General features: G+C 53.8%; 16 protein-coding genes. 4 read left to right on the top strand and 12 right to left on the bottom strand.

The annotated features are described in order from the left end of the window. The 8 genes from NXT01_RS08995 to NXT01_RS08960 form a co-directional block, all read right to left on the bottom strand. The coding region (locus tag NXT01_RS08995; protein ID WP_259080256.1) for a hypothetical protein at nt 1-1,468 on the bottom strand (1,468 nt) is incomplete at its 3' end. Nucleotides 1,469-1,714: 246 nt separating this feature from the next. Beyond that, entirely contained in the window at nt 1,715-3,271 is a 1,557-nt protein-coding gene (locus tag NXT01_RS08990; protein WP_259080254.1) for a carboxypeptidase-like regulatory domain-containing protein, read from the bottom strand. Nucleotides 3,272-3,293: 22 nt separating this feature from the next. Next, nucleotides 3,294-5,360, bottom strand: coding sequence for a hypothetical protein (locus NXT01_RS08985; protein ID WP_259080252.1), 2,067 nt, complete (start codon nt 5,358-5,360; stop codon nt 3,294-3,296). Between the two features lie 302 nt (nt 5,361-5,662). Next, the gene (locus NXT01_RS08980) at nt 5,663-5,932 is read right to left on the bottom strand and encodes a hypothetical protein (RefSeq protein WP_259080251.1); all 270 of its coding nucleotides are present in this window, start codon (nt 5,930-5,932) and stop codon (nt 5,663-5,665) included. A 199-nt stretch (nt 5,933-6,131) separates the two neighbouring features. Beyond that, complete coding sequence (gene rpmA, locus NXT01_RS08975) at nt 6,132-6,401, bottom strand: 50S ribosomal protein L27 (protein ID WP_259080249.1); 270 nt, start codon at nt 6,399-6,401, stop codon at nt 6,132-6,134. Nucleotides 6,402-6,442: 41 nt separating this feature from the next. Beyond that, entirely contained in the window at nt 6,443-6,748 is a 306-nt protein-coding gene (gene rplU, locus NXT01_RS08970) for a 50S ribosomal protein L21 (protein ID WP_259080247.1), read from the bottom strand. A 199-nt stretch (nt 6,749-6,947) separates the two neighbouring features. Beyond that, nucleotides 6,948-9,950: a translation initiation factor IF-2 N-terminal domain-containing protein gene (locus NXT01_RS08965; protein ID WP_259080245.1), complete on the bottom strand. Its 3,003-nt coding sequence runs from the start codon at nt 9,948-9,950 to the stop codon at nt 6,948-6,950. A 556-nt stretch (nt 9,951-10,506) separates the two neighbouring features. After that, nucleotides 10,507-12,180 (bottom strand): cytochrome c biogenesis protein CcdA, encoded by a 1,674-nt coding sequence (locus NXT01_RS08960; protein ID WP_259080263.1) that lies wholly within the window; start codon nt 12,178-12,180, stop codon nt 10,507-10,509. Between the two features lie 445 nt (nt 12,181-12,625). On the opposite strand from NXT01_RS08960, the gene NXT01_RS08955 reads away from it, so the two are divergent. The 3 genes from NXT01_RS08955 (at nt 12,626) to NXT01_RS08945 (ending at nt 14,201) form a co-directional block, all read left to right on the top strand. Next, a complete protein-coding gene (locus tag NXT01_RS08955; protein WP_259080244.1) occupies nt 12,626-12,859 on the top strand; it encodes a hypothetical protein in 234 nt (77 codons plus the stop codon). 87 nt (nt 12,860-12,946) lie between these two features. Then, nucleotides 12,947-13,516 (top strand): sigma-70 family RNA polymerase sigma factor, encoded by a 570-nt coding sequence (locus NXT01_RS08950; RefSeq protein WP_259080243.1) that lies wholly within the window; start codon nt 12,947-12,949, stop codon nt 13,514-13,516. Next, entirely contained in the window at nt 13,506-14,201 is a 696-nt protein-coding gene (locus NXT01_RS08945; protein ID WP_259080239.1) for an anti-sigma factor, read from the top strand. Before NXT01_RS08950 ends, NXT01_RS08945 begins: the two co-directional genes overlap by 11 nt. Before the next feature lie 52 nt (nt 14,202-14,253). On the opposite strand, the gene ndk is transcribed toward NXT01_RS08945, so the two are convergent. After that, entirely contained in the window at nt 14,254-14,664 is a 411-nt protein-coding gene (gene ndk, locus NXT01_RS08940; RefSeq protein WP_259080237.1) for a nucleoside-diphosphate kinase, read from the bottom strand. 133 nt (nt 14,665-14,797) lie between these two features. Between ndk and NXT01_RS08935 the strand changes: the two genes are divergently transcribed. Next, nucleotides 14,798-16,249 (top strand): metallophosphoesterase family protein, encoded by a 1,452-nt coding sequence (locus tag NXT01_RS08935; protein ID WP_259080235.1) that lies wholly within the window; start codon nt 14,798-14,800, stop codon nt 16,247-16,249. A gap of 21 nt (nt 16,250-16,270) precedes the next feature. Here the strand turns inward: NXT01_RS08935 and NXT01_RS08930 are convergent, their stop codons facing one another. From NXT01_RS08930 to NXT01_RS08920, 3 genes are read right to left on the bottom strand one after another with little or no spacing between them, the layout of a single operon-like run. Then, nucleotides 16,271-16,690 carry a DUF4233 domain-containing protein gene (locus NXT01_RS08930; RefSeq protein ID WP_259080233.1) on the bottom strand — a complete coding sequence of 140 codons (420 nt, stop codon included), beginning with the start codon at nt 16,688-16,690 and terminating at the stop codon, nt 16,271-16,273. A 1-nt stretch (nt 16,691) separates the two neighbouring features. Beyond that, entirely contained in the window at nt 16,692-18,296 is a 1,605-nt protein-coding gene (locus NXT01_RS08925) for a folylpolyglutamate synthase/dihydrofolate synthase family protein (RefSeq protein ID WP_259080231.1), read from the bottom strand. Next, on the bottom strand, nt 18,293-20,995 hold the full coding sequence (locus NXT01_RS08920; RefSeq protein WP_259080230.1) for a valine--tRNA ligase: 2,703 nt from the start codon (nt 20,993-20,995) through the stop codon (nt 18,293-18,295). Before NXT01_RS08920 ends, NXT01_RS08925 begins: the two co-directional genes overlap by 4 nt. Between the last annotated feature and the right edge of the window lie 37 nt (nt 20,996-21,032).

Below are 21,032 nucleotides of genomic sequence, written 5' to 3'. Positions count from 1 at the left end.
AACCAACAGTCACAACAACCTCTTGATCCGCAAGCGGCGCACCATCTTTATCCGCCACCACAAAAGTCACAACCGACGAATCCGCAGACTCCACCTGAGACCCCACAACACTCGCAGGAACAACAGGAGTCTGCCCTCCAGTTACTACTAACGACACCGTGTTCGATTCGACACCGCCGATAGTAGTTTTAACGTCAAATGTGCCAGCGCGCGGAGGAGTCCAGGTAGCGGTGTACACGGAGCCCGCGCGGGTGGCAGAAACTTTCGTGCTACCAATATGGAAGCTGACATTGTCCGCTGGGACGATGTGGCCAGGGGTATAAGTCACTTCGGCGCGTAGCGTTACGGGAGAACCAGATTCCACTTGGTCTGGTGTTGCCGTCACTGAAACCGACTCCACAGCAGCTTTAGCTTTGACGGTGATCGTCGCTTGCTCGGTTACGGTGGGGTGATCGGTGACAACGGCTTCTATTTGCTGAGCACCTTCACCTTGCGCTGTGAACTCGGCGGTGTACTCACCTTGATCGTTACTGCGTACTTGCTGTTCCTCTGTGCCGTAGCGGATGGTAACCCCAGCTCCAGCCACGGCCTGATCAGCCGCATCGAAGAGTTGGCCATTGACCGTAAATGGATCGTCCGTCACCACTGACTCTGGAGCCTCGAGGGTGATCTTCTCAGGGGTTGCTGCCGCTTGGATACTGACGCTCGGCAGCGCTGGGGCCCCGCTTCCGGGGGTACACCACAGGAGGAAATTGATGGGTACCGCATCGGCTCCACCATTTTTCACATCGGCACTCAGCATTGCGGTAAAGAAAGCATTGTCATAGGACGCTGACGAAGGCTGTAGAGATGGGGTAGCATCTCCAGCTTCCGCGGCGGTGTAGGTGACAGTTGTCTCAGGGAAGTCAAGCTGCAAAGCGCCGTCGCTGTTGCGAGTCCCGCGCAGTGGGGCGCTCGTGAGGCCGTCGACACTGTTGTTTTCATTAGCGACATAGGCCGCTACCCGTACCGCAGTAGGGGTGACCGTGGCGCTAATATCATCTGCATTTTGGGCCACAACCGCACTCGCAGACGTATCAGAAGGATTATGAATATTGATGCTGGCTCGCGAGATCTCCGTTGGAATCAGGTCAAACTTGGTGGTCCAGAATGACCCAGCAAATTTATACTCTTTAGTCACCGCAAGATCTTTGACGGTGTACTTGTACTCGAAAGGCACACCTACACGTGCCGTTTCTGGAGCTTCGATATCAACCGTGGCCGAAGAAATGATACTTGAAGAGTAGTTGCCGGAAAGTCCAGAGTTCAGGTTACGACCCGTCGCGTCGGCTTTCATTTGACATCGCAAAGGAATCTCGAGTGAGGAGCTGACACTATCAGCGTGAACAGGTACCGCGGTTACTCCGGCTGCTAGAACCGGTCCCAGCAGTGCGGCGAGAATTTTTTTGGGGGTATTCAATGAGGCCACAACCTAGCTTTCTCGTAGATAATTTCGGGGGCAAAATTCTTAAGCTCCCTCATATACATTAATCACTAGATTGGGCATTTTTATTACACTGCTGAAGAATTTTATTTCATCACATTTTCTACTGGACGATTCTTGCGCTTATTATAGGCTTAAACAGCAGAAACTTCCTTTGAATAGTCAAAGAAAAAGCGGAAAGAGGGGTACAACTTTCATCGTAGTTGTACCCCTCTTTCCGCTGATTTTTGCCTAGGGGAATAATGGTGGCAGAGGCGGCAACTGTGGGAAATTAGGCAGAGCGAGGTTGAAGTGACGCGCGATAGCAAATAGCACTCCTCCCACTCCTAAAATTCCCAGAATTGACCCAATACTAATAAGGATCTTTCCCAGTGGTGAGGTATATCTCGCGCTAGGCTCGCGAGAGCCTTCAACCGCGGGTGGTGCGGGGGCTTCTCCGCTGCGAATGGTAAAGGCGTACCTATCGCTGAGTACCTGAGAAGTGGTTTCGCCCTGCAGGCCCGCTACTGCCTGAACTTCGAAGGCTCCAGGTATACCGAGTTCAATGGCTTGAGAAATCATCCCGAACGTGTCCGAGCGGGACACAAAGCTTCTATACACCGCCCCGCTTTCTGCGCGGTAGATATTGAAATAGACGGGATAGTTGGTAACTGGCTGATTATCTGCTGAGGTTAGGTCGGCAGAGAGCTCGATGCGAGTTCCAAATTCGTAACTGGATTGTGGAGGGTCTAGGTGGAGGCGTGCGGGCTGAGCAGCTTTGGGTTTTACTGCGTTGTTGGGCAGAACTTTCACGGTTACCGACGCCTCTTTACCGCCAGCGCGAGCGAGCACGCGGTAGTCTTCTGGGATGAGGGGTCGGAACTGGTACTGGGCGTACCCTAAGGCATCGGTGGTTTCGGTAAATATACGCCCCCCGATATGAAACTCAACCGAGCGCCCGGGTATTCCGCCACCCGCGGCATCTGTCACCCGCGAACGGAGCATGAGCTCGTTTCCAGCCTCGAGGGTATCGAGGGATGACTCCAAGGAAATTGCGGCAACCGCGCGGCGGGTATCTTGCTCGACCGCGGTTACCGCCGGAAGATTAGCTGCTATCGGAGTGCAGCGGACTAGGAAATTCTGTTGGCGACCCTGGTAATTCATTCTGGCTAAACCGCTGAAAAAGCTTCCCGGTCCGATATTTCGGTTGTCGGCGGCCTTGGGGAATGCCGGAGCGAGATCACCCGGCTGAGTAGCTTTCATTGTCAGGGAAATCGGGGGGATGTCCACGGCAAAGCCCGAACCGGTGTCACTAGCATATACTCCCCCCGATTCGTAGCTATCGAGACGAGAAAAGGCATCGTCGTCGGCAACAGTCAGGTCGCCTCCAATTGTTATTTCTCTTTGCTCGGTGGTGATCCCTAAGCCTTTTGTTCCGCCCGCAGATTTTTCCACACTGACGAGCTCTGCTTGGGAGGGGGCTGTTATCTTTAGAGAAATTCGAGAAAACTCTGTGACCTGAGGCCGCTCGGCTAAATAGGACCACGTAGCCGGTAATTCTATCCGTCCAGGCTCAACCGTATAGGTGAAGGGTACTCCTACTGCGACGGTCTGTGGGGCTGAGACCTTTGCTCGAAATATAAAGCCGTATTTCTCGCCCCAGAATCCGTTAAGCAATAAGGTTGAAGGATTGTATAAGTGGCACCCAAAATCTATATCGGTGGTACTCTCTACGGCCTGAGCCTGTGGGGCCGCGATCAAGAGGCCGGCGAGCAAAGATGAGATACTCGCGCTTAGGATCCTTTTCACTCGTGGATAACCTTCCTATTCATTAGTTTACTAATCCGAAGTGACGTGCCACAGCGTAGATCGCTGCTAACAATCCCCCAGCCCCCAGAAGGGAACCGAGAATCGCCCATATTGTGGAGGACTCCTGCGATGAAGAGTCAGAGGGATCGCTAGCCTGAGAATCTGGGTAGGTAAATTCCTTCGATGAGACTGTTCCGGATACAAATTTCACGGTGTACTGCTCCCCTGCGACGATCGGCACACGATATCTAAAGGTACCGCTTGCGGAGGTATTAAAGCTATCGACAATTGCCCCGTTTACATAGGCATCGACGCGGTATCCGCTCAAGGGAGTTCCGTTCGGACCTAGCACAGTTCCTCGATAGGAAAGGTAGTTGGTACCGGTCTGTTGCGTTACTTCAACCTCGCTCGCCTCGTCGAGGGGGATATTCGGATCTCGCCGCGGGATCGTTGGTACGACCGAATACGGTGCTGATGCTAGATCGCCGCTTCGAGCAATGAGCTCGAAACTACGGGCGGGCAAGGTGGAGTAAATATACCGATACTCTCCATCACTATTGGGCGTTACTTCCGCGATTTCATCACCATCTATATAGAAGCTAACGCTCCGAGGGGTCGCCGGACGACCGTAATCATCGGTTGCACGCGCGATAAACGTAGCGGGCTGACCTGCGAAGAGAACGTCGGGCCGTACCTCGAGGATGAGCTTAGTAGCTACGATCCCACTGCGTGGATCGAAATAGAGCGCCAACTCTTCGCTGGAGGAGTCACCTGATTGAGCACGAAGGATAACCCGACCCGGAGTGCGAGACGAAATAGGATGCTTAAAGGAGCCATCAGGCGCACGATAAAGCGTTATTTTCTGATCATTGACCCATAAATCCAGAGAATCTAGGTGTGCTGGTGTCGAACCGTCAGCCTGGTAGACATTCGCGGTTACCGGAATAAAATCAGTCACTGTTGCCGAATTGGTGGGAACACTCAATGTGAGAACAGGCTTTTCAACATTCAAGGTACGGGCAGCAGACGTTACTTTATCGCTGGTAGCAATAACGCGGAAGGAACCGACCGCATCTGCGCGGTAATCGAAGGTACTACGCCCATCACTACCTGTAACTCCAGTGAGTATTACGTCCCCGACCATAAGGGAAACGTCTTGACCGGCTAGGGGGTTGGACTCAGCGTCGGTAGCAAGCACCGACATGGCAAGAGTTTCCCCTTTAACAGCCTTTTCCTTAGCATCCACCTGGAGCTGAACAACTTGCCTAGCAGGGGTTTCTACTACTTCTACCGCGGGGAGTTCTCCCTGGGCTACGCCACAGCGAACTGCGACAGTTCCCACGCTTCGACGATCATTAGGACTGCGCAACGACGCTGAAGCGAAGAAAGAAAAGAAATTATCGCTCGTGTACCCATTCATGACTCTCGTCCCCACCGGGAAGGCGGGTGCGATCGTGCCGGCTGAATTGGCGGTAAGCCGCAAGCTTACGGCTGGGAAATCTACACCGGAGTGACTCCCGTTGGATGCGCCTTCAAAGCCAGCGTGCTTCAACTTGCTCACCGCATACGAGGTGATCAAGGCTGCTGGGCGATCGAAATTGATCCCATCAATATCGCTGTCGCCTTGGATAGAGACCGTATGCGAAGACTGATCGAACTTAGACACTGTTCCAATGGGGCTCACCCCGAGAGCTACTGATTCAAGCGATGTCTCAGAGGGTACCGTGATATTCATCTTACCGCGAGAAATCTTGGTCAATTCAAGAGTTTCATTGCTTCCCAAATAGGGAATATATAGCGGATCGGGGATGCCAGCCACGGTAGGGTCGATGGTGTACTCGAAGCTTTCCCCCACACGCACAGCACTGGGAGCAGTCACTGTAGCTTGCAGTTCTAATTGATAATCATCGCTAGGATAATTGCCCATGACGGGGAAATAGAGACCTCCGTTACTCGGACGAGCATCGCAGTGGAAAGTCACGGGTACTGTCGATGTACGCACAGCCGCGCTCGCTCCTGGAATGGAGAGAGTGGCAGCTACTGCGCTCACCGAAACTATAGCCGTGAAGAGAGATCGAGCTGAATGCATAGGGCATCACGTCTTTTCTTGGAAGATAATTCCATAGTGGATTAACTAATAAGTCGAGGTATATACCTACTATGTTACATGGACGACAACTGAGGGTTGCCTGATAGGCCCATGAATTCCCACACTTCAGCTATCCACGGCTCAGCTACTTTCTCCCCTAGCCGAGCATGAGAACGTGACGGATACAGGGCTGGCACATAAAACTAGTCCCTGCTCAGGCGAGGTCAGACAAAGTTAGAGTGAGTCAAGCGCCAAATACGAGGAGGAACCAGCGCTAGGCTGGTTATTTCGCGTTCTACGATTTAAATGCGAACGCCGATAATCCTGAGAATGGGGGCAGCAAAAAGAGCGAGGAAGGCTAAGACACCGACGGTTCCCCCCAGTGCTACAAGAACAGTTTCTAAGGTTTTACCGTTGTCGGTACGGGGCCTATCGCTACTGCCAGCCTTGTGGCTACCTGAAGCCTGCGCGGCATAAGTGGTTATAGACTCAGCGGTAACGGGAGTGGTAGAGATCGGCAAAGCGAGGGCAATGGCACTGAGCGTGCTGAGAACCACACGGTTGATCTTCATGGAAAAACTCTCATCCTTTTCGTTTGCGAACGCATTATCGGCTGCGCGCGTTCTAATCGCCTGCTCCCCTATCTTACGAGGGGCCTAGGCGGTATCTTCCTTTAACTATCCATAACTATGCGCGCCCCATAGTCTAGCAAGGATAAAAGCCAAGATCTCCGCGGTTAACGGCGATCTTGGCTTTTATGAAGAAAATATACTACGCGCTGACAGTCTCAGCCGCAGGAACAATATTCACAGTGCGGCGGTTACGCTTGATAGAGAATTCGACGGAGCCTGCTGCCAAAGCAAACAAGGTATCGTCTCCACCACGTCCGACATTCTCGCCGGGGTGGAATTTGGTTCCGCGCTGGCGAACGAGGATCTCGCCGGCGTTGACCCGCTGGCCACCGAATCGCTTAACACCAAGGCGTTTTGCCTCTGAATCGCGACCGTTACTGGAGCTAGATGCACCCTTCTTATGTGCCATGTGGTTTCCCTCCTTTAGGAATCTAGAAAGGCCGGTGAGCCTTATTTAATGCCGGTTACTTTCAACACGGTCAACTTTTGACGGTGACCCTGACGTTTCTTATAACCAGTCTTGTTCTTGTACTTGAGGATCTTGATCTTTGGACCCTTAACCAGGTCCACAATCTCAGCATTAACGCTCACCTTAGCGAGCTCCTCGGGCTTAGACACAACAGATGCGCCATCGACGAGCAGAATCGGGGTAAGAGCCACGGACGAACCTGGCTCACCCTCGATCTTCTCGACCTTGACGAGGTCACCTTCAGCAACCTTGTACTGCTTGCCGCCGGTCTTGACGATCGCGTACATACGAGGGCTACCCCTTATCTCTCTCGGACTAGAGGATAAGATCCCCTAGTGAACTTAACGTTTTATTTATCTGTTTCGATTTTTCACTACTTAACAGGACTTACACCGCAAAGGTGAGGGTCTTGCAAGTCGTATTGTATTCTCAAAACAGCGACTGTCAAAGACTACCCTTTAGAGGCAGTAAAAGACAAATAGCACTCTAGCGCTTCCCACGACGCACAGCGCGTCGGCGGCCGCGGGTATGGGCGCTCTTTGTCACCGTTTCTTCTTCCTTCACACCTGGGCTTGGAGGAGTACTCATCTCTGCTTTCTTTCGCACCACGCGACGTTTCCCGCGACGCTTGGTGTGAGTTGGCACCTCACTTTCATCCGCCACCATTGCCTGAGACTTGTCTTGGCTGGAGTTGGTCTCCTCGCGGGTGGAACTGGACTCCTCGCGCAGGGACTCTTGAGGCCGCTGGGTTTTGACAACTCTTCGCTTCGTTTTCCGCCGCCTCACCACTGCATCATCATGATGTGAGTCTGGTGCCTGGGTGGCGTCATGCGACTCAGCGGTCTCCGCAGATTGCGTCGTCTTTGCGGCTACCGATGAGTTCTCTGCGCTCGGATTTAGGTGGGTTTTCTTCACCCGGCGCCGACCGCGCGAAGGCTGAGGTGTGGATTTTTCTTGGACTACTTCCTTGGGGTCTCGTTCTTCGGCCTGGGCTGCGAGCTCACTGGCGAAGTCACTACGCTGCGGCGGAGTGTCGCTGGTAGAGTTCCCACGCACCTTGCGCTTCCGGCGCGGCGATTTCTCAAAATCAGCGATCGCTTCCTCGTAAGTGTGCGGCAGGTAGTCTGCGCCCGTCGGCTGATCGGGATCTTCGGCATCAGCTATATCGATGGCGCTTTCGATAATGGCCTCGAATTCTTCGATCTCCGGCTCAGCATGCTTTTTAACGCCCCGACGACGCCTGGTCTTTGCAGGCTTTTCGTCCTCCATGGGCACAGCCACTACCGCGGCAGCTAGCTCCTCGATAGTTGGCGCGTGATCTTCCGTCTCCTCGTGGTGGTCCATTGCGACCACTGCGGGGTGTTGCTTCGGATCCTGCTGTTTAGGGCTGCGAGAGCCGCGGGATTCGTGAACCGATTCGCGGTGTTCAATTGGGTCATCGTGGACAATGACACCACGACCTTCGCAGTGCTCACAGTCTGTAGCAAAGGTTTCCAACAAACCGGTGCCAAGCCGCTTACGCGTCATCTGCACCAAGCCAAGCGAGGTTACCTCGGAGACTTGGTGGCGCGTCCTATCACGCCCGAGTGCCTCAGTAAGGCGTCGGAGGACTAAATCCTGGTTTTCAGGAAGCACCATATCGATGAAATCAACCACAATCATGCCGCCGAGGTCACGCAGCCGCATCTGGCGCACAATCTCTTCAGCGGCTTCCAGATTATTCTTCGTTACGGTTTCTTCAAGATTGCCCCCCTGACCGGTGAACTTACCGGTATTCACGTCGATGACAGTCATCGCCTCGGTGCGGTCAATGACGAGAGTGCCGCCAGAAGGCAGCCACACCTTGCGAGAGAGGGCCTTGTGAATCTGTTCATTAATACGGAAAGCTTCGAAAGCATCGTTACCGTCATGAGCATTGCGATCAAATTTTTCTAGCCGATCCAGTAGATCAGGGGCTACGGATTTAATATAAGCGTGAACGGTATTCCATGCCTTCGCACCGTCGACCACCAGCGTGGAAAAATCCTCGTTGAAGAGATCTCGGACTACCTTGACCAGCATATTTGGCTCTTCATAGAGCGTTACCGGTTTGGCTCCCTTCGAGTCTTTTTCAGCCTGTGTGGTGTGCTCAATCTGCTCCCAGAGTTGGTGCAGACGTTTCACATCGGCTGAGATTGCCTCTTCGGATACTCCCTCGGCGGCCGTGCGAATAATGACACCTCCGTCACCAGGGACCACCTTGCGCAGGATATGCTTCAAACGTTTGCGCTCCGGTGCTGGAAGTTTACGCGAAATTCCTGCTGAGCGTCCGCCTGGAACATAGACCAAATAGCGTCCGGCGAGCGAAATTTGAGTGCTTAACCTCGCACCCTTGTGGCCCACAGGGTCTTTGACCACTTGCACGAGCACCTGGTCGCCGGATTTGAGGGCTTGCTCGATTTTGCGTTGACGCCCCCCAAGTCCAGCCGAGCGCCAGTCTACTTCGCCTGCATAGAGCACTCCGTTGCGGCCTCGTCCGATATCTATAAATGCCGCTTCCATTGATGGTAGGACATTTTGAACACGTCCTAGATAAATATTCCCGATCATGGAGGCCTGCGCATCAGAGGTCACAAAATGCTCCACGAGCAGCTCGTCTTCTAGTACGCCTACCTGAGTTACCATACCCACGGCATCGAAGCGTTCACGTTCACGCACCACCATGGTTCGCTTGACGGATTCCCGGCGCGCTAGAAATTCAGCCTCGGACACAATATGTCGCTTCTTGCGGGATTCTTCGCGCATTTCCACGCGTCGGCGGCGCTGCGCCTCGAGACGTGTAGATCCTCTCAGGGCTGTCGGTTCATCCGGTAATTCCACATCATCGTCATCGACCTCTACTGATTCTGGGCTGGCATTTTTGCGCCCACGGCCGGTACCTCGCTTACCACGGCGACGCTTCTTCGATAAGGTTGCATCCTCGTCGTCCTCGGTGTCAGCGGTACTTACATCTTCTACCTCAGCGTCTACTTCGACAGCGGGTGCTAGGAACTGCGGAACCTGGAACTCCACACGCGCTGGTGGCGGGGTGATAATCGGTTCTAGATCAACCCCGGAATTAACCTCGGAGTCGATATCGGCGAGTATGGTGCTGAGATCATCTTCCTCGGTGGCCGGTAGCGATTCTTGCAGTTCCTTATCCACCTTCTCTTCGATCTGGTGGATCTCATTTTCTACATTCTTCTCAACGCGGTAGCGCAGTTTTTCCTCGTCGGTATAATCGTCGGTCTTGTCCTTTGAGCTTTCGCCCTGGTTTCCGCCCGAGCGCAGGGCAGCGAAAAGCTGCGTGTACTCAGCACGTGACAGGTTAGACTGAGCAGCCTTGTTCACGCCCACGGCCTTGAGCTCCTTGATGAGCTCGCCGGATTTTAATCCTAGTTCTTGGGCAAGTGCGTAGACTCGAATCTTTTCTGGCAGTGCAGATTCGTTAATATGTTTTAGGTCAATCACGATTGACGTTCTCCCGAAATTAATTGTGTGGGAGTAGCCTTAGCGGGGATTGAGCAACTGGTGCGCGCGGGAGCAAAAACTCATCCAACTAGCGCGATGATTCTCGCGCCCATAGCCCGGCACCGTATTCTTGAGTGCTAGGAATGAATGTGCCGCCTTAAATTCCCCGGGCGCAAATCCTGCTAGTTATCTCAGAATCTGCAGCCATCGCAGAGCAGCTTGCACACTTCGAAGCCTATATTTTTATAAGTTTTTTCCAACGCTGTGCTCATCCGAGCAATTCTGTCACCTCGGCTACTACACGGTCGTTGTGGTCATATTCAGTTATAAAAGCGATCTCCTCGGAATCCCTGATGATTATTTCCATCAGGCTCGTCCCTTTCCTTAATTAGAAAGTGGCAGTGGTGATGCGCCAGTGCCTATTGTTCCATAGAACCAAAAATTTTGTGCAGCTAACACTCTTCCTGAGAGAAACTACACCTCATGCGCACGTGTCTAGAGACCACAAGAGGGCGTGATGTGATCGTATCCACGCCACGCCCCTAAAATTTTTTATCTAACCGAAAGTGAACGAGTAGAGCTCCAGACCTGCGGTGGGGGTAATAGTGATGAGCTCCGTGTGGTTATTAGGATCCCGGACTATATCGAGGCTGCCATCGCTTGTGATAGTGAAGGTTTTAACTGTGCCGTCTTCGCGCTCGACCGTTACTGTTCCGGTGCCAGAGAGCACCAGCTGGACCCACTTGGCCTGGAAGTTCAACTTGATTGCTGCCTCGGGTGATGCGGGCTTGATACTCGTTGGCCCTATGTCCCATGTCCCTGCGAGGGAATAAAAGCCAAGCTGCGGCGTCTGAGCAGACCCATAGTCGATGAGCCCAGTTCCAGCACTCGGGTTAGCTTGGTACTTCGACCGGCGGGCACCGAGATAGGTTTCTGGGCTTCTCGGCTCGCGTAGAGCCTCCACCACGTTATTCTCTACTGGTTCTGGCAGTGTGATGGTGGGGTCACGATCCACAAGGAGCTGGCGAATCAGGGTTTCAGTCTCGGCATACTTGCCTTCGCCTTCGTGGATCTGCACCACAGTACCCGTGTGGTCGGTGAGGTAGTGGGCTGGCCAGTACCTGTTATTAAAATTCTTCCACGTACGGAAATCATTATCTTGTACGACGGGGTAGTTGATGCCAGTATCGCGAGCCGCGGCCTTAACATTGTTGATATCTTCCTCGAAGGAGTATTCGGGGGCGTGAATGCCAATCACGTCGAGGCCATAGTCCTTATAGGTGTCATAGAGTTTCGTTATGTGCTCGTTTGCGCGTTGGCAGTTGATACATGCATAGGCCCAGAAGTCGACGAAGGTGACTTTGCCGGATGTGTGCGGGTCGATCGGACCGGGAGTGTTGAACCAGTTCTCTAGCCCCTCGAAGGCGGGTAACTTGCCGCAGTCGTGAGCGTGGGTCGCGTCTTCTTGTCGACGGCAGTACTCAAGGTCACCCTTCTGGCGCGGTGTATTGCCTGATTCTCGAACCTTATCAACCTGCTCCCCGAGAGCGTGCTGTGCTGAAGAGGTCCAATCCGGGAGGGCGCGTTGAATAGCGGCGGGGGCGTTGAAGATCAGTGCAACAGCGAGCAGGATGATTAATAAGCCAGAGCCGCGACGGATCCCCGCCTGGTGACGCTGGAACCAATCCACGCGCTCCCCTACTTTATTGCCACCGATCGCGAAAGCTAGAAGAGGGAGTGCCGCACCGATTGCGAAGGAAATAGTGAGAACGAAGATGCGAGCATCGAGCTCCCCTGTGGCAGCGGCTACTGTTATCGCTGCCAGTACGGGGCCTGCACATGGCACATACACAGCTCCAAGAACAAGACCAACAGCGAAGCCGCCGCGGTTGCGCACCTTATTTTGCAGGAAATACGGCTTCGGGATTTTATCAAAAGGAGCCTGAATCAACTCGCCAAGACGAGGGATGAGCATACCGATACCAACAAGAACGAGCAGGCTGATACCAACCCAACGCACCGTGGACCCTGGCAAACTTAAGGCGTTGAGTGCTACGGACCCCACTAAGGTGAGCGCTGCGAAACTCGTGGCCAACCCACTGAGAACGAGGTAAGGACGCCATCTATTGCCGCCACTGACAGCAAGGATCAAAGGCAACACGGGCAAAATACATGGCGACAGGCTGGTGAGAATACCGCCGAGGAGGCCAATAAAGACCATGGAGAAAATCATAGGGTGTCCTTTTATATGGTGAAGATGATGGTTCAACGTAGCTTTCACCCAAATAACGAGAATCGTTGTGAAAGGCCGTTACCCATATATTCGGAGAACAAAAGGAAAGAGATTGCTTCTCGTTGCAAGACCCCTTCCAGGCCCCCTTCGGAAGAACCTTATTGACGTGCACTTATAGGACGAATAGAAGACGAGAAAATATATGCTCCACCGCTGTTCAATCATTCCTATGGGAGCCTAAGTGCGAAAGCGAAGAACTTTTTTTAACACAAGCGCAATCCGTTGTGCCGAGCTCTCCGTACCTATAGATATGAAGTTACCTAAAAGGCAAGCACTTTCCGTGCTGTGCTTGTTCTCTTAGAAAGTCCTTGCTCTGCACGTACAGGCTGAGAGAAAACTTCGTACCACTATTCCCACCTCGTTAGCTCTCTAAGGAGTTTTCATGATTTCACGTAAATTTGCAGCAACCACCATCGCCATGGCCATCACTTCCACTGGGCTCGTCGCCTGTGGTGATGATGCAACCAGCACACCCGCCGTCACTACAGAGTCAGATACCATGGAGAAGATGGACAAAATGGACTCCAACAAAATGGACAAAATGGATAAGATGGAGTCCGACAAGATGGACAAAATGGATAAGATGGAGTCCGACAAAATCGATAAAGAAAAATAGATCTATACCCCTCCAGCCAGCGAGGATCTCAGGTCTGTGCGCGCGTCGATAGGCGAGTTAGCAGATCTGAGTTTACAATCAGAAACTATGCACCCCACCCATGACGATGTGCTTAAGCGCGTTGCTGCAGGCGATAAACGTGCCTTCAGTGATCTTTATGACGAACTTTCGCCGAATGTCATGGGTGTCTGTATGCATATATTGCGCAACCCGCAGTTAGCTGAAGAAGTCGCTCAAGAGGTCTTTATCGAAATATGGCGGAAAGCCGGTAGCTTCGAACCAGCAAAAGCGGCAGCCCGCACGTGGGTACTCAGAATGGCTCGGTCCCGCGCGATTGATCGTTTGCGTTCCATGACTGCTGAGATGTCACGAGATCACAAAGATGCCACTCTTAATGCCGTTACTCGTTTCGACAGTGTCGAGGATGCCGCTTTGGCAAGCGTCGAAGCTGTACGTTTGAGGAGGGCAATCGATCGGGTGGGCGAGCCCCACCGTAGCGCTCTGCTCCTATCTTATTTCGGTGGCCTTTCCAATCCCGAACTAGCCGCCCATACCAATATCCCCTTGGGGACTGCTAAGACCCGAGTGCGCGATGGCCTTAAGAAACTCCGTCAAGCACTGCTTTCAACCCCGGAAGGAGGACACTATGTGCGATAAAGATCTCCGATCTTCAGACGAGGAATTTCTAGACGAAACTCTTCTTGAAGCGGTTCCTCCGCATATGCCGAGCGATTCGCTAAAAGCTGCTATTTTTGCGGAACTGGCACGTGAGGATGCCTCAGAACCAGCCGATACCGATATATCGGTGATCCGAGAGACCAGACCTGCTGCCCCTCTCCCCCTTCCTCGGACGCTAAAGCCTGGCGGACTACGTTATCGTTCTGGCATGATCGCGGGTTCGTTAGCAGCCGTGAGCGTGCTGGTGATCGGCGGCTCGCTGATCGTGCCGACTATAACCCAGTCGACAAACCCATCCACCGCCCCCGTGGACTACCGAGATCCACATGCAGAGATGCATGAAATCATGAAATCTGAAGATATGGCGAAGGTTACCGTCAATGCGGCCGGTGCTCAGCTCGATATTGTGGCCTCGAAGCAGATGGAAAAAGCCGGCGCCATGGTGCAGGGGGCGGCGGCGACACAACCCGGTATGGGTATTCAGGTGTGGAGCCAAACCCAGGCCGGTGAAATGATCAGCGCCGGAGTCATTGGTCCGGAAGACCACCAGTCTGTGTGGATGCCCCTTGATGGTCACACGGTCAAAGTGATCCTCACGGAGGAACCCATGACGGGTTCGGAACAACCTACAGGTACTATGCTCGCAGAGGTTATTCTCAGCTAACTTCGATATTCAAGAAGAGATAAAGCCCAGGGTAATCCTGGGCTTTATCTTTCTAGAGGTGGGGGAACCAAATCTTGATCTCTCTGGCTGCCGATTCAACCGAGTCGGAGCCGTGAACGACATTGGAATTCACCTCGAGGGCAAAGTCACCGCGGATTGTACCGGGCGTTGCCTTGGCCACAGGATCGGTGCCACCGGCTAATTGTCGCCAGGCGCTCACTGCTCGCGGCCCCTCAATGACACCAGCAACCAGGGGGCCGGAGGTAATGAAATCGACAAGCTCGGTAAAGAAGGGCTTATCCGCATGCTCTGCATAGTGCTGCTTGGCGGTGTCCTCGCTGGCCAAGCGCAAATCCAAAGCTATAATCTTTAGCCCTTTGCGCTCGATGCGACTGATGATCTCACCGATATGGCCATGGGCGACGCCGTCGGGCTTAATGAGAATGAGTGTACGTTCGTTCATGCGTTCTGATTTTAGCCTTTTTTAATGGTGAGTTCGAGAATCGTAGGATGGGGTATTTCCTGGTCTTTTCCAGCGCAATTAAGATATCCTTATTTCACCTCGTCCAGCCACCCATAGCGAATATGAAGGAATTATGCGCACGCGTCTTTTCACCGCAACGCTCACGAGCTTTGCGCTCAGCTCTTCCCTGCTCACCCCCGTCCAGGCGGCACCAGCCCCCGAGGTATCGTCCTTGGTTTTACTACCTGGCACTAATGCTTCCTCAGCACGCCTGAGTTTCCAACATGGCGAAACCGGCCGCATCCAGGTTCAGTGGGATAAAGCCTCAAACTTATATAACGGGTATTTTCGCCCCAGTGCAGCGTACGGCGACGCGCAGAAAAAGCTCTTGGGCGCGCAGTCCTATTTCACTTTTGAGGGACTGCAGCCTGATACCCGCTACGCCTATCGCATTGGTTTTGGCGCTACGAAGTGGACCGAGGTGCGCTACTTCACGACGGGCTCAGCCGATCAATTTAATGCTCTCGTTTTCGGCGACGTTAAAATCGGAGCCCGGGATATCGACGTTGATCGAACTAAATGGCAGCAGGCATTAGCCCGCGCGGAGGGCTTTGCTGAGAATGCCACGACCTTGCTCACACTGGGTAACCAAGTTAATAATCCGAATTATGCGCGCACCCAATACCCAGCCTTTCTCGACAACTCGGTAATGCCACGTCTGCAAACTGCGCCGCTTGCCGACGACACGTCTAGCCCTAATACCGATTTTGATTATTATTTTTCGCTCCCTCATGAAAGCTTTAATGGCGTGGGGCGCTCCACTCGAAATTATTATTTCTCCGCCGGCCCCGCCCTCTATATCGGCCTCAACCTAAGCAATCAACCTCTGACTGGCAATGACTGGGCAACGCTGAAGGGGTGGCTGCGCCAAACCGTCACAGCCCACGGGTTTGGGCATGAGTGGATCATTATTGGGCTCCAGCGTCCCCCATATTCGGCCGCAACCTCTGATACTCGGGTTCGCGCCGAGCTTGGTCCTCTCTTCGAGGAGCTCAACGTGGATCTCGTGCTTTCTGGCGGTGCGGATATCTATACCCGCACACATCTTTTAAAGGGTGCTGAGGTGGTTCCTCCAGCTCCTGGCTTTGCCCCACGGCCCGGACAGACACTGCGAGTTGCCAAAAACGCTGAACCTGGTGAGGCTAATGAGGTCATCTATGTGACGCTAAATTCCCCTACTGGTGCGAATTTTGCGCAGCCGAAAGGAAGCGAGGAATTTGTTGCGATCAGCAATCAAGATTCCACCCCGGATTTCTCCCATCTTGAGGTGGATTCTCAGACGCTGACTTTGAGCACCTATAACAGTGCAGACGCTTCGCTCGTTGATGCCTTCACTCTGGATAGGCGCCCGGAGTCGGAGCCGGAGGACAAGAATGAAGACGATGGACGTGGTGAGAAGCCTGGAGCCCAGACTTCCTCAACCTCGAGCATTATCGGCATCATTTTGAGCGTTCTGTCGGGGCTGGGGTTGATAGGTGGCATCATCGCTTTTATTCAGCGGAACCCCCAGCTTCTCCGCTTCTAGGAAACACTATTCTAGGGAATGCTAAAGGTGCTGGGTGGTCAAGAGTCCGCGCTTCATACGTTCAAGTAGATTCTTGCGCAGGTGCAGAATATACCACCACACGAGAGCGAAGAAGATACCAATAATGCCCATTGATGGGTGGATAAAGAATCCGAGAATGCCCAGCACCTGAAGCCCAATATTGACTGGAATTGCCCATGTCTTCCCCTGCAAGAAGCTCATGACCAGCATCGCCGTGGCGACAACCACAACCGATACCCAGTTAAAGGTGGTCCAGTAGGCCCCGTTATCCACCCGTAGAATGACGGTGAGGACGAGGTAGAACGTAATAGATTCCATCCCCATGGCCCCCGCCATCACGCCGCGAAGGCCTTTGAGGGGATCGTTGACGGGCTTGTGCCCCATTCCTAAGGGGCCAACGGGGGCGGGGTTTTCTGCCATATTAGATAGGCTCCTTTGCAAACAGGGTACGTGCCTCACCGGCGGTTACAACTGATCCAGTAATAAGAACCCCTGAACCAGATTGGATATCGGCGTCTTCAGCTAATCCTACGGCTAATTCAATGGCACCATCGAGACCGCGAGCCGTATGGACTCGCTCTTCGCCGAAAATTCCCACCGCGAGGTCGTAAAGATCCCTCATATCAAGGGCCCTTGGGCTGGAGTTTTGGGTGACGACGATCTCATCGAGGTGGGGCTCTAGAGCTGCAAGAATTCCTCGGGCGTCCTTGTCGCCTAAGATCGCTAGCACTCCGATAAGACGCTGGAAGTCAAAGTCTCGCTCGAGAGCGGTTGCGAGTGCACGCGCCCCGTGGGGATTATGGGCGGCGTCGATAAATACTGTGGGGGCCGATCGAACCCGCTCCAGCCGACCCGGACTTTGAACTGTGGCGAAGCCTTCCTTTACCGTGTTGAGATCGAGGCTGCGGCCAGGGCCGGCCCCAAAGAAGGCCTCCACCGCGGCGAGGGCTACAGCTGCATTGCGAGCTTGGTGCTCACCTGAGAGTGGTAGAAAAATGTCCTCATAGTCTCCCGCCAGTCCGCGTAGGGTGAGTTGCTGACCTCCGACAGCAACGCGGGATTCTATGACCGAAAATTCCTGCCCTGCCCGAGCGACTGATGCGTCGATATCTACGGCATACTCCAAGATCGCCCGCATCGCTTCGGGCTCTTGTTCAGCGATAATAGCAACGTTTTCTTTAGGGGCGAGTAGATCGTCGAGATCCCATCGAGTTTTAATAATCCCCGCTTTCTCCTGGGCGATATTGGCGATGGTGTCCCCTAAGTATTCTGTGTGATCGATGCCTATGGGCATGATCACGGCCACCTCAGCATTGATCACATTGGTGGCATCCCACCGACCCCCCAAACCGACTTCTACTACCCCCACATCCACCGGAGCATCAGCAAAGGCTGCATAGGCCATGGCTGTGAGGACCTCAAATTTGGAGAGCTTTGGCCCTCCAGCTGCCTCGCTGTGGGCATCAGCCATCTCCACGTAGGGGCGGATTTCTTCGAAAATACGCACATAATCGCGGGGGTGGATCGGGCGTCCATCGATAGCAATGCGTTCAGTAACCAACTGCAAATGCGGACTCGTGGTGCGCCCAGTGCGCCGGTGGAAAGCCCGAAGTAGTGATTCCACCATTCGAACTGTGGAGGTTTTTCCGTTAGTGCCAGCGATGTGGATAGCTGGAAAACTGCGCTCTGGGTGTCCGAGGAGATCCATGAGGAATTCGATCCGATCTAAGGTCGGATCGATTATTGTTTCATTGAAACGCTGGTCAAGCTCGGCTTCGACCTCTTTAAGCGCGCGCATATCCTCATGAGTGATCTCGAGGGCTGGCGGCTCGGGTTTCGCTGCGATCGTCAATGGCAACTCGAGGCCCGACTCCTTAAGGGTGAGATCACCTAAGGTCACAGGCTCGCCTTCCTCACCGGCAAGCGCGGCACTGACCTGGAAATCCTCACCCCCTAAATCTGCTTCTGCAAGGTGCGCATAGTCCGCTTCTTGGCTGGTATCTGGCTGGTCGGAAGGTGAACTCATGAGCGTAGCTCTTCCAGTTTGCGGCTGATCCTAGCTACTTCTTCCGCAGCGAGGTGCTGGCGAGTGCGAATCTTCTCCACCACAGCATCTGGAGCCTTAGCGAGGAAGGCCTCGTTGGAGAGTTTCTTCGTGGTTCCTTCCAATTCCTTGGTAGCTGAGGCGAGATCCTTCTCTAAGCGCTTGCACTCTGCTTCCTTGTCCACGGTTCCAGAGGTATCGAGGGAGACCGTTATTGTTCCCGCCTCTAAGCGCACCTCGAGGGTGGCGGAGGCCTGGAAATCCTCATTCGGGTGATCGAGTTTAGCGAGGGTACGCACCACGGTTTCTTGATCAATCAGGTCAGCGGCGGCGAAATCGACAGCAGCGGGCACCTTTTGGCTCGGTTTAACGCCTTGATCAGAACGGAAGCGGCGAATTTCGGTGACGAGTTTTTCTATATCTGCGATCCGACGAGCTGCGATATCATCCCGCGGTGCTCCCCCATTGGTGAGCTCTGTGGTGGGCCAGGCACTGATAACCAGTGATTCCTCATCGCTAAGAGCCTTCCACAAGGTTTCAGTCACGAACGGCATAGCTGGGTGGAGCAATCGCAGCACGGCATCGAGCACGCGACCTAAAACTACCTGGGTATTCTTGCCACGCTGCTGCTCGCTAGGACTTGCCTGGGAGAAATCGCGCGGAATCTGCACCTTGGCGATCTCGAGATACCAGTCGCAGAACTCTCCCCACGTGAACTGGTACAGCAGCTCGTGAGCTTTGGCGAATTGATAGCGGTCAAGATAGGAATCAACGTGGTCGCGCACGTCTTCGAGGCGGTCTAGGATCCATCGATCGGCGTCTGTCAGCTCCTCGCGGGCGGGAAGGTCACCAATGCGAGCACCGTTGAGGAGTGCAAATTTGGTGGCGTTGAAGAGTTTGGTGGCGAAGTTTCGCGAGCTTTGAGCGGAATCGGCTCCAACAGGCAAATCTACGCCAGGGTTGGCACCACGAGCTAGGGTAAAGCGCAGTGCATCGGCGCCGTAATCGCGCACCCAGTCCATGGGGTCGATGCCATTACCGAGCGATTTACTCATCTTGCGGCCGTGCTCGTCGCGCACCAGTCCGTGTAAGAAGATATCGGTAAATGGTATCTGCGGGCGCCCCGCTGCCCCACCATTGAGGGTCTCTTCACTTATCGACGATGCGAAGGTCGCGAACATCATCATTCTGGCGACCCAGAAGAAAAGAATATCGTAACCGGTCATGAGCACCGAGGTGGGATAGAATTTCTGCAATTCTGGGGTATTTTCCGGCCAACCTAGGGTGGAAAACGGCCACAGTGCCGAACTGAACCAGGTATCCAAAACATCGGGGTCCTGTGTGTAGCCTGCTGGGGGTTGCTCATCGGGACCAACACAGACAATCTCATCATTCGGGCCGTACCAGATGGGAATACGGTGGCCCCACCACAATTGGCGGGAAATGCACCAGTCGTGCATATCATCGACCCACTCGAAATAGCGCGGCTCCGCTGACTTCGGGTGAATAACGGTATCGCCCTCTCGAATTGCATCGCCCGCCATGAGAGCAAGTTCATCAACCTTGACGTACCACTGCAGTGACAGCCTCGGCTCGATGGGTTCTCCGGAGCGTTCGGAGTGACCTACCGAGTGAATATAGGGGCGTTGCTCCTTGACAATGCGCCCTTGTGCGGCAAGTGCCTCACGGATTTTTACCCGCGCCTCAAAACGATCCAAGCCATCAAACTCAGTGCCAGTATGAGCAATATGCCCCGTGGAGTCGAAAATATTGGGCATCTCCAGATCATGCCGCTGACCCATGGCGTAGTCGTTGGGATCGTGAGCGGGGGTGATCTTGACAGCGCCGGTGCCAAATTCAGGATCGACGTAGTCATCGGCGATAACGATCAATTGGCGATCGTTGAGAAATGGGTGAGGCAAAGTGGTGCCCACCAACTCTCGGTATCGCTCGTCTTCGGGGTGTACGGCCACGGCGACGTCGCCAAGCATTGTTTCTACCCGCGTGGTGGCCACGATAACGTGGGGTTCATCATCGTTGAGTGAGCCATAACGGATGGACACTAATTCACCCTCGACGTCCTTGTACACGACCTCGATATCGGAGATAGCTGTTTCCAGTACTGGAGACCAGTTGACGAGGCGATTAGCTTGGTAAATCAAGCCACGATCGAAAAGGCTTTTGAAAATAGTCTGCACAGCGCGCGATAGCCCCGCATCTAGGGTGAAGCGTTCGCGCGACCAGTCAACTGAGTCACCCAAGGCGCGCATCTGGGTGCCAATGGTTCCGCCGAATTGCTCTTTCCACTCCCAGACCTTGGCGATAAACTCATCGCGCTCATAATCCCAGCGCTTCTTCCCCTCCTCCTCGAAGAGTTTGGCCTCCACCTTGGACTGGGTGGCAATACCAGCGTGGTCCATACCTGTCATCCAGAGGACCTCATAGCCTTGCATGCGCTTGCGGCGAGCGACCACATCGATCAGGGTGTGGTCGAGGGCATGGCCCATATGCAGTTGGCCGGTGACATTGGGCGGCGGAATCATAATGGAGTAGCCGGGCTTTGAAGAGTGGGCATCAGGGGTGAAATATCCCTTGTTGACCCAATTCTCATATAACTCGGATTCGACCGCTTGCGGGTCCCAATTTTTGGGCAACTTATCTGCACGATTATTTTCAGCCATGCCCACCATCTTAGATAATTCCCTATGGGGGACAAAG

The sequence above is a fragment of the Corynebacterium sp. ES2775-CONJ genome, assembly GCF_024814515.1.
Lineage (GTDB): Bacteria > Actinomycetota > Actinomycetes > Mycobacteriales > Mycobacteriaceae > Corynebacterium.
This window is presented reverse-complemented; position numbering and strand designations above follow the sequence as displayed.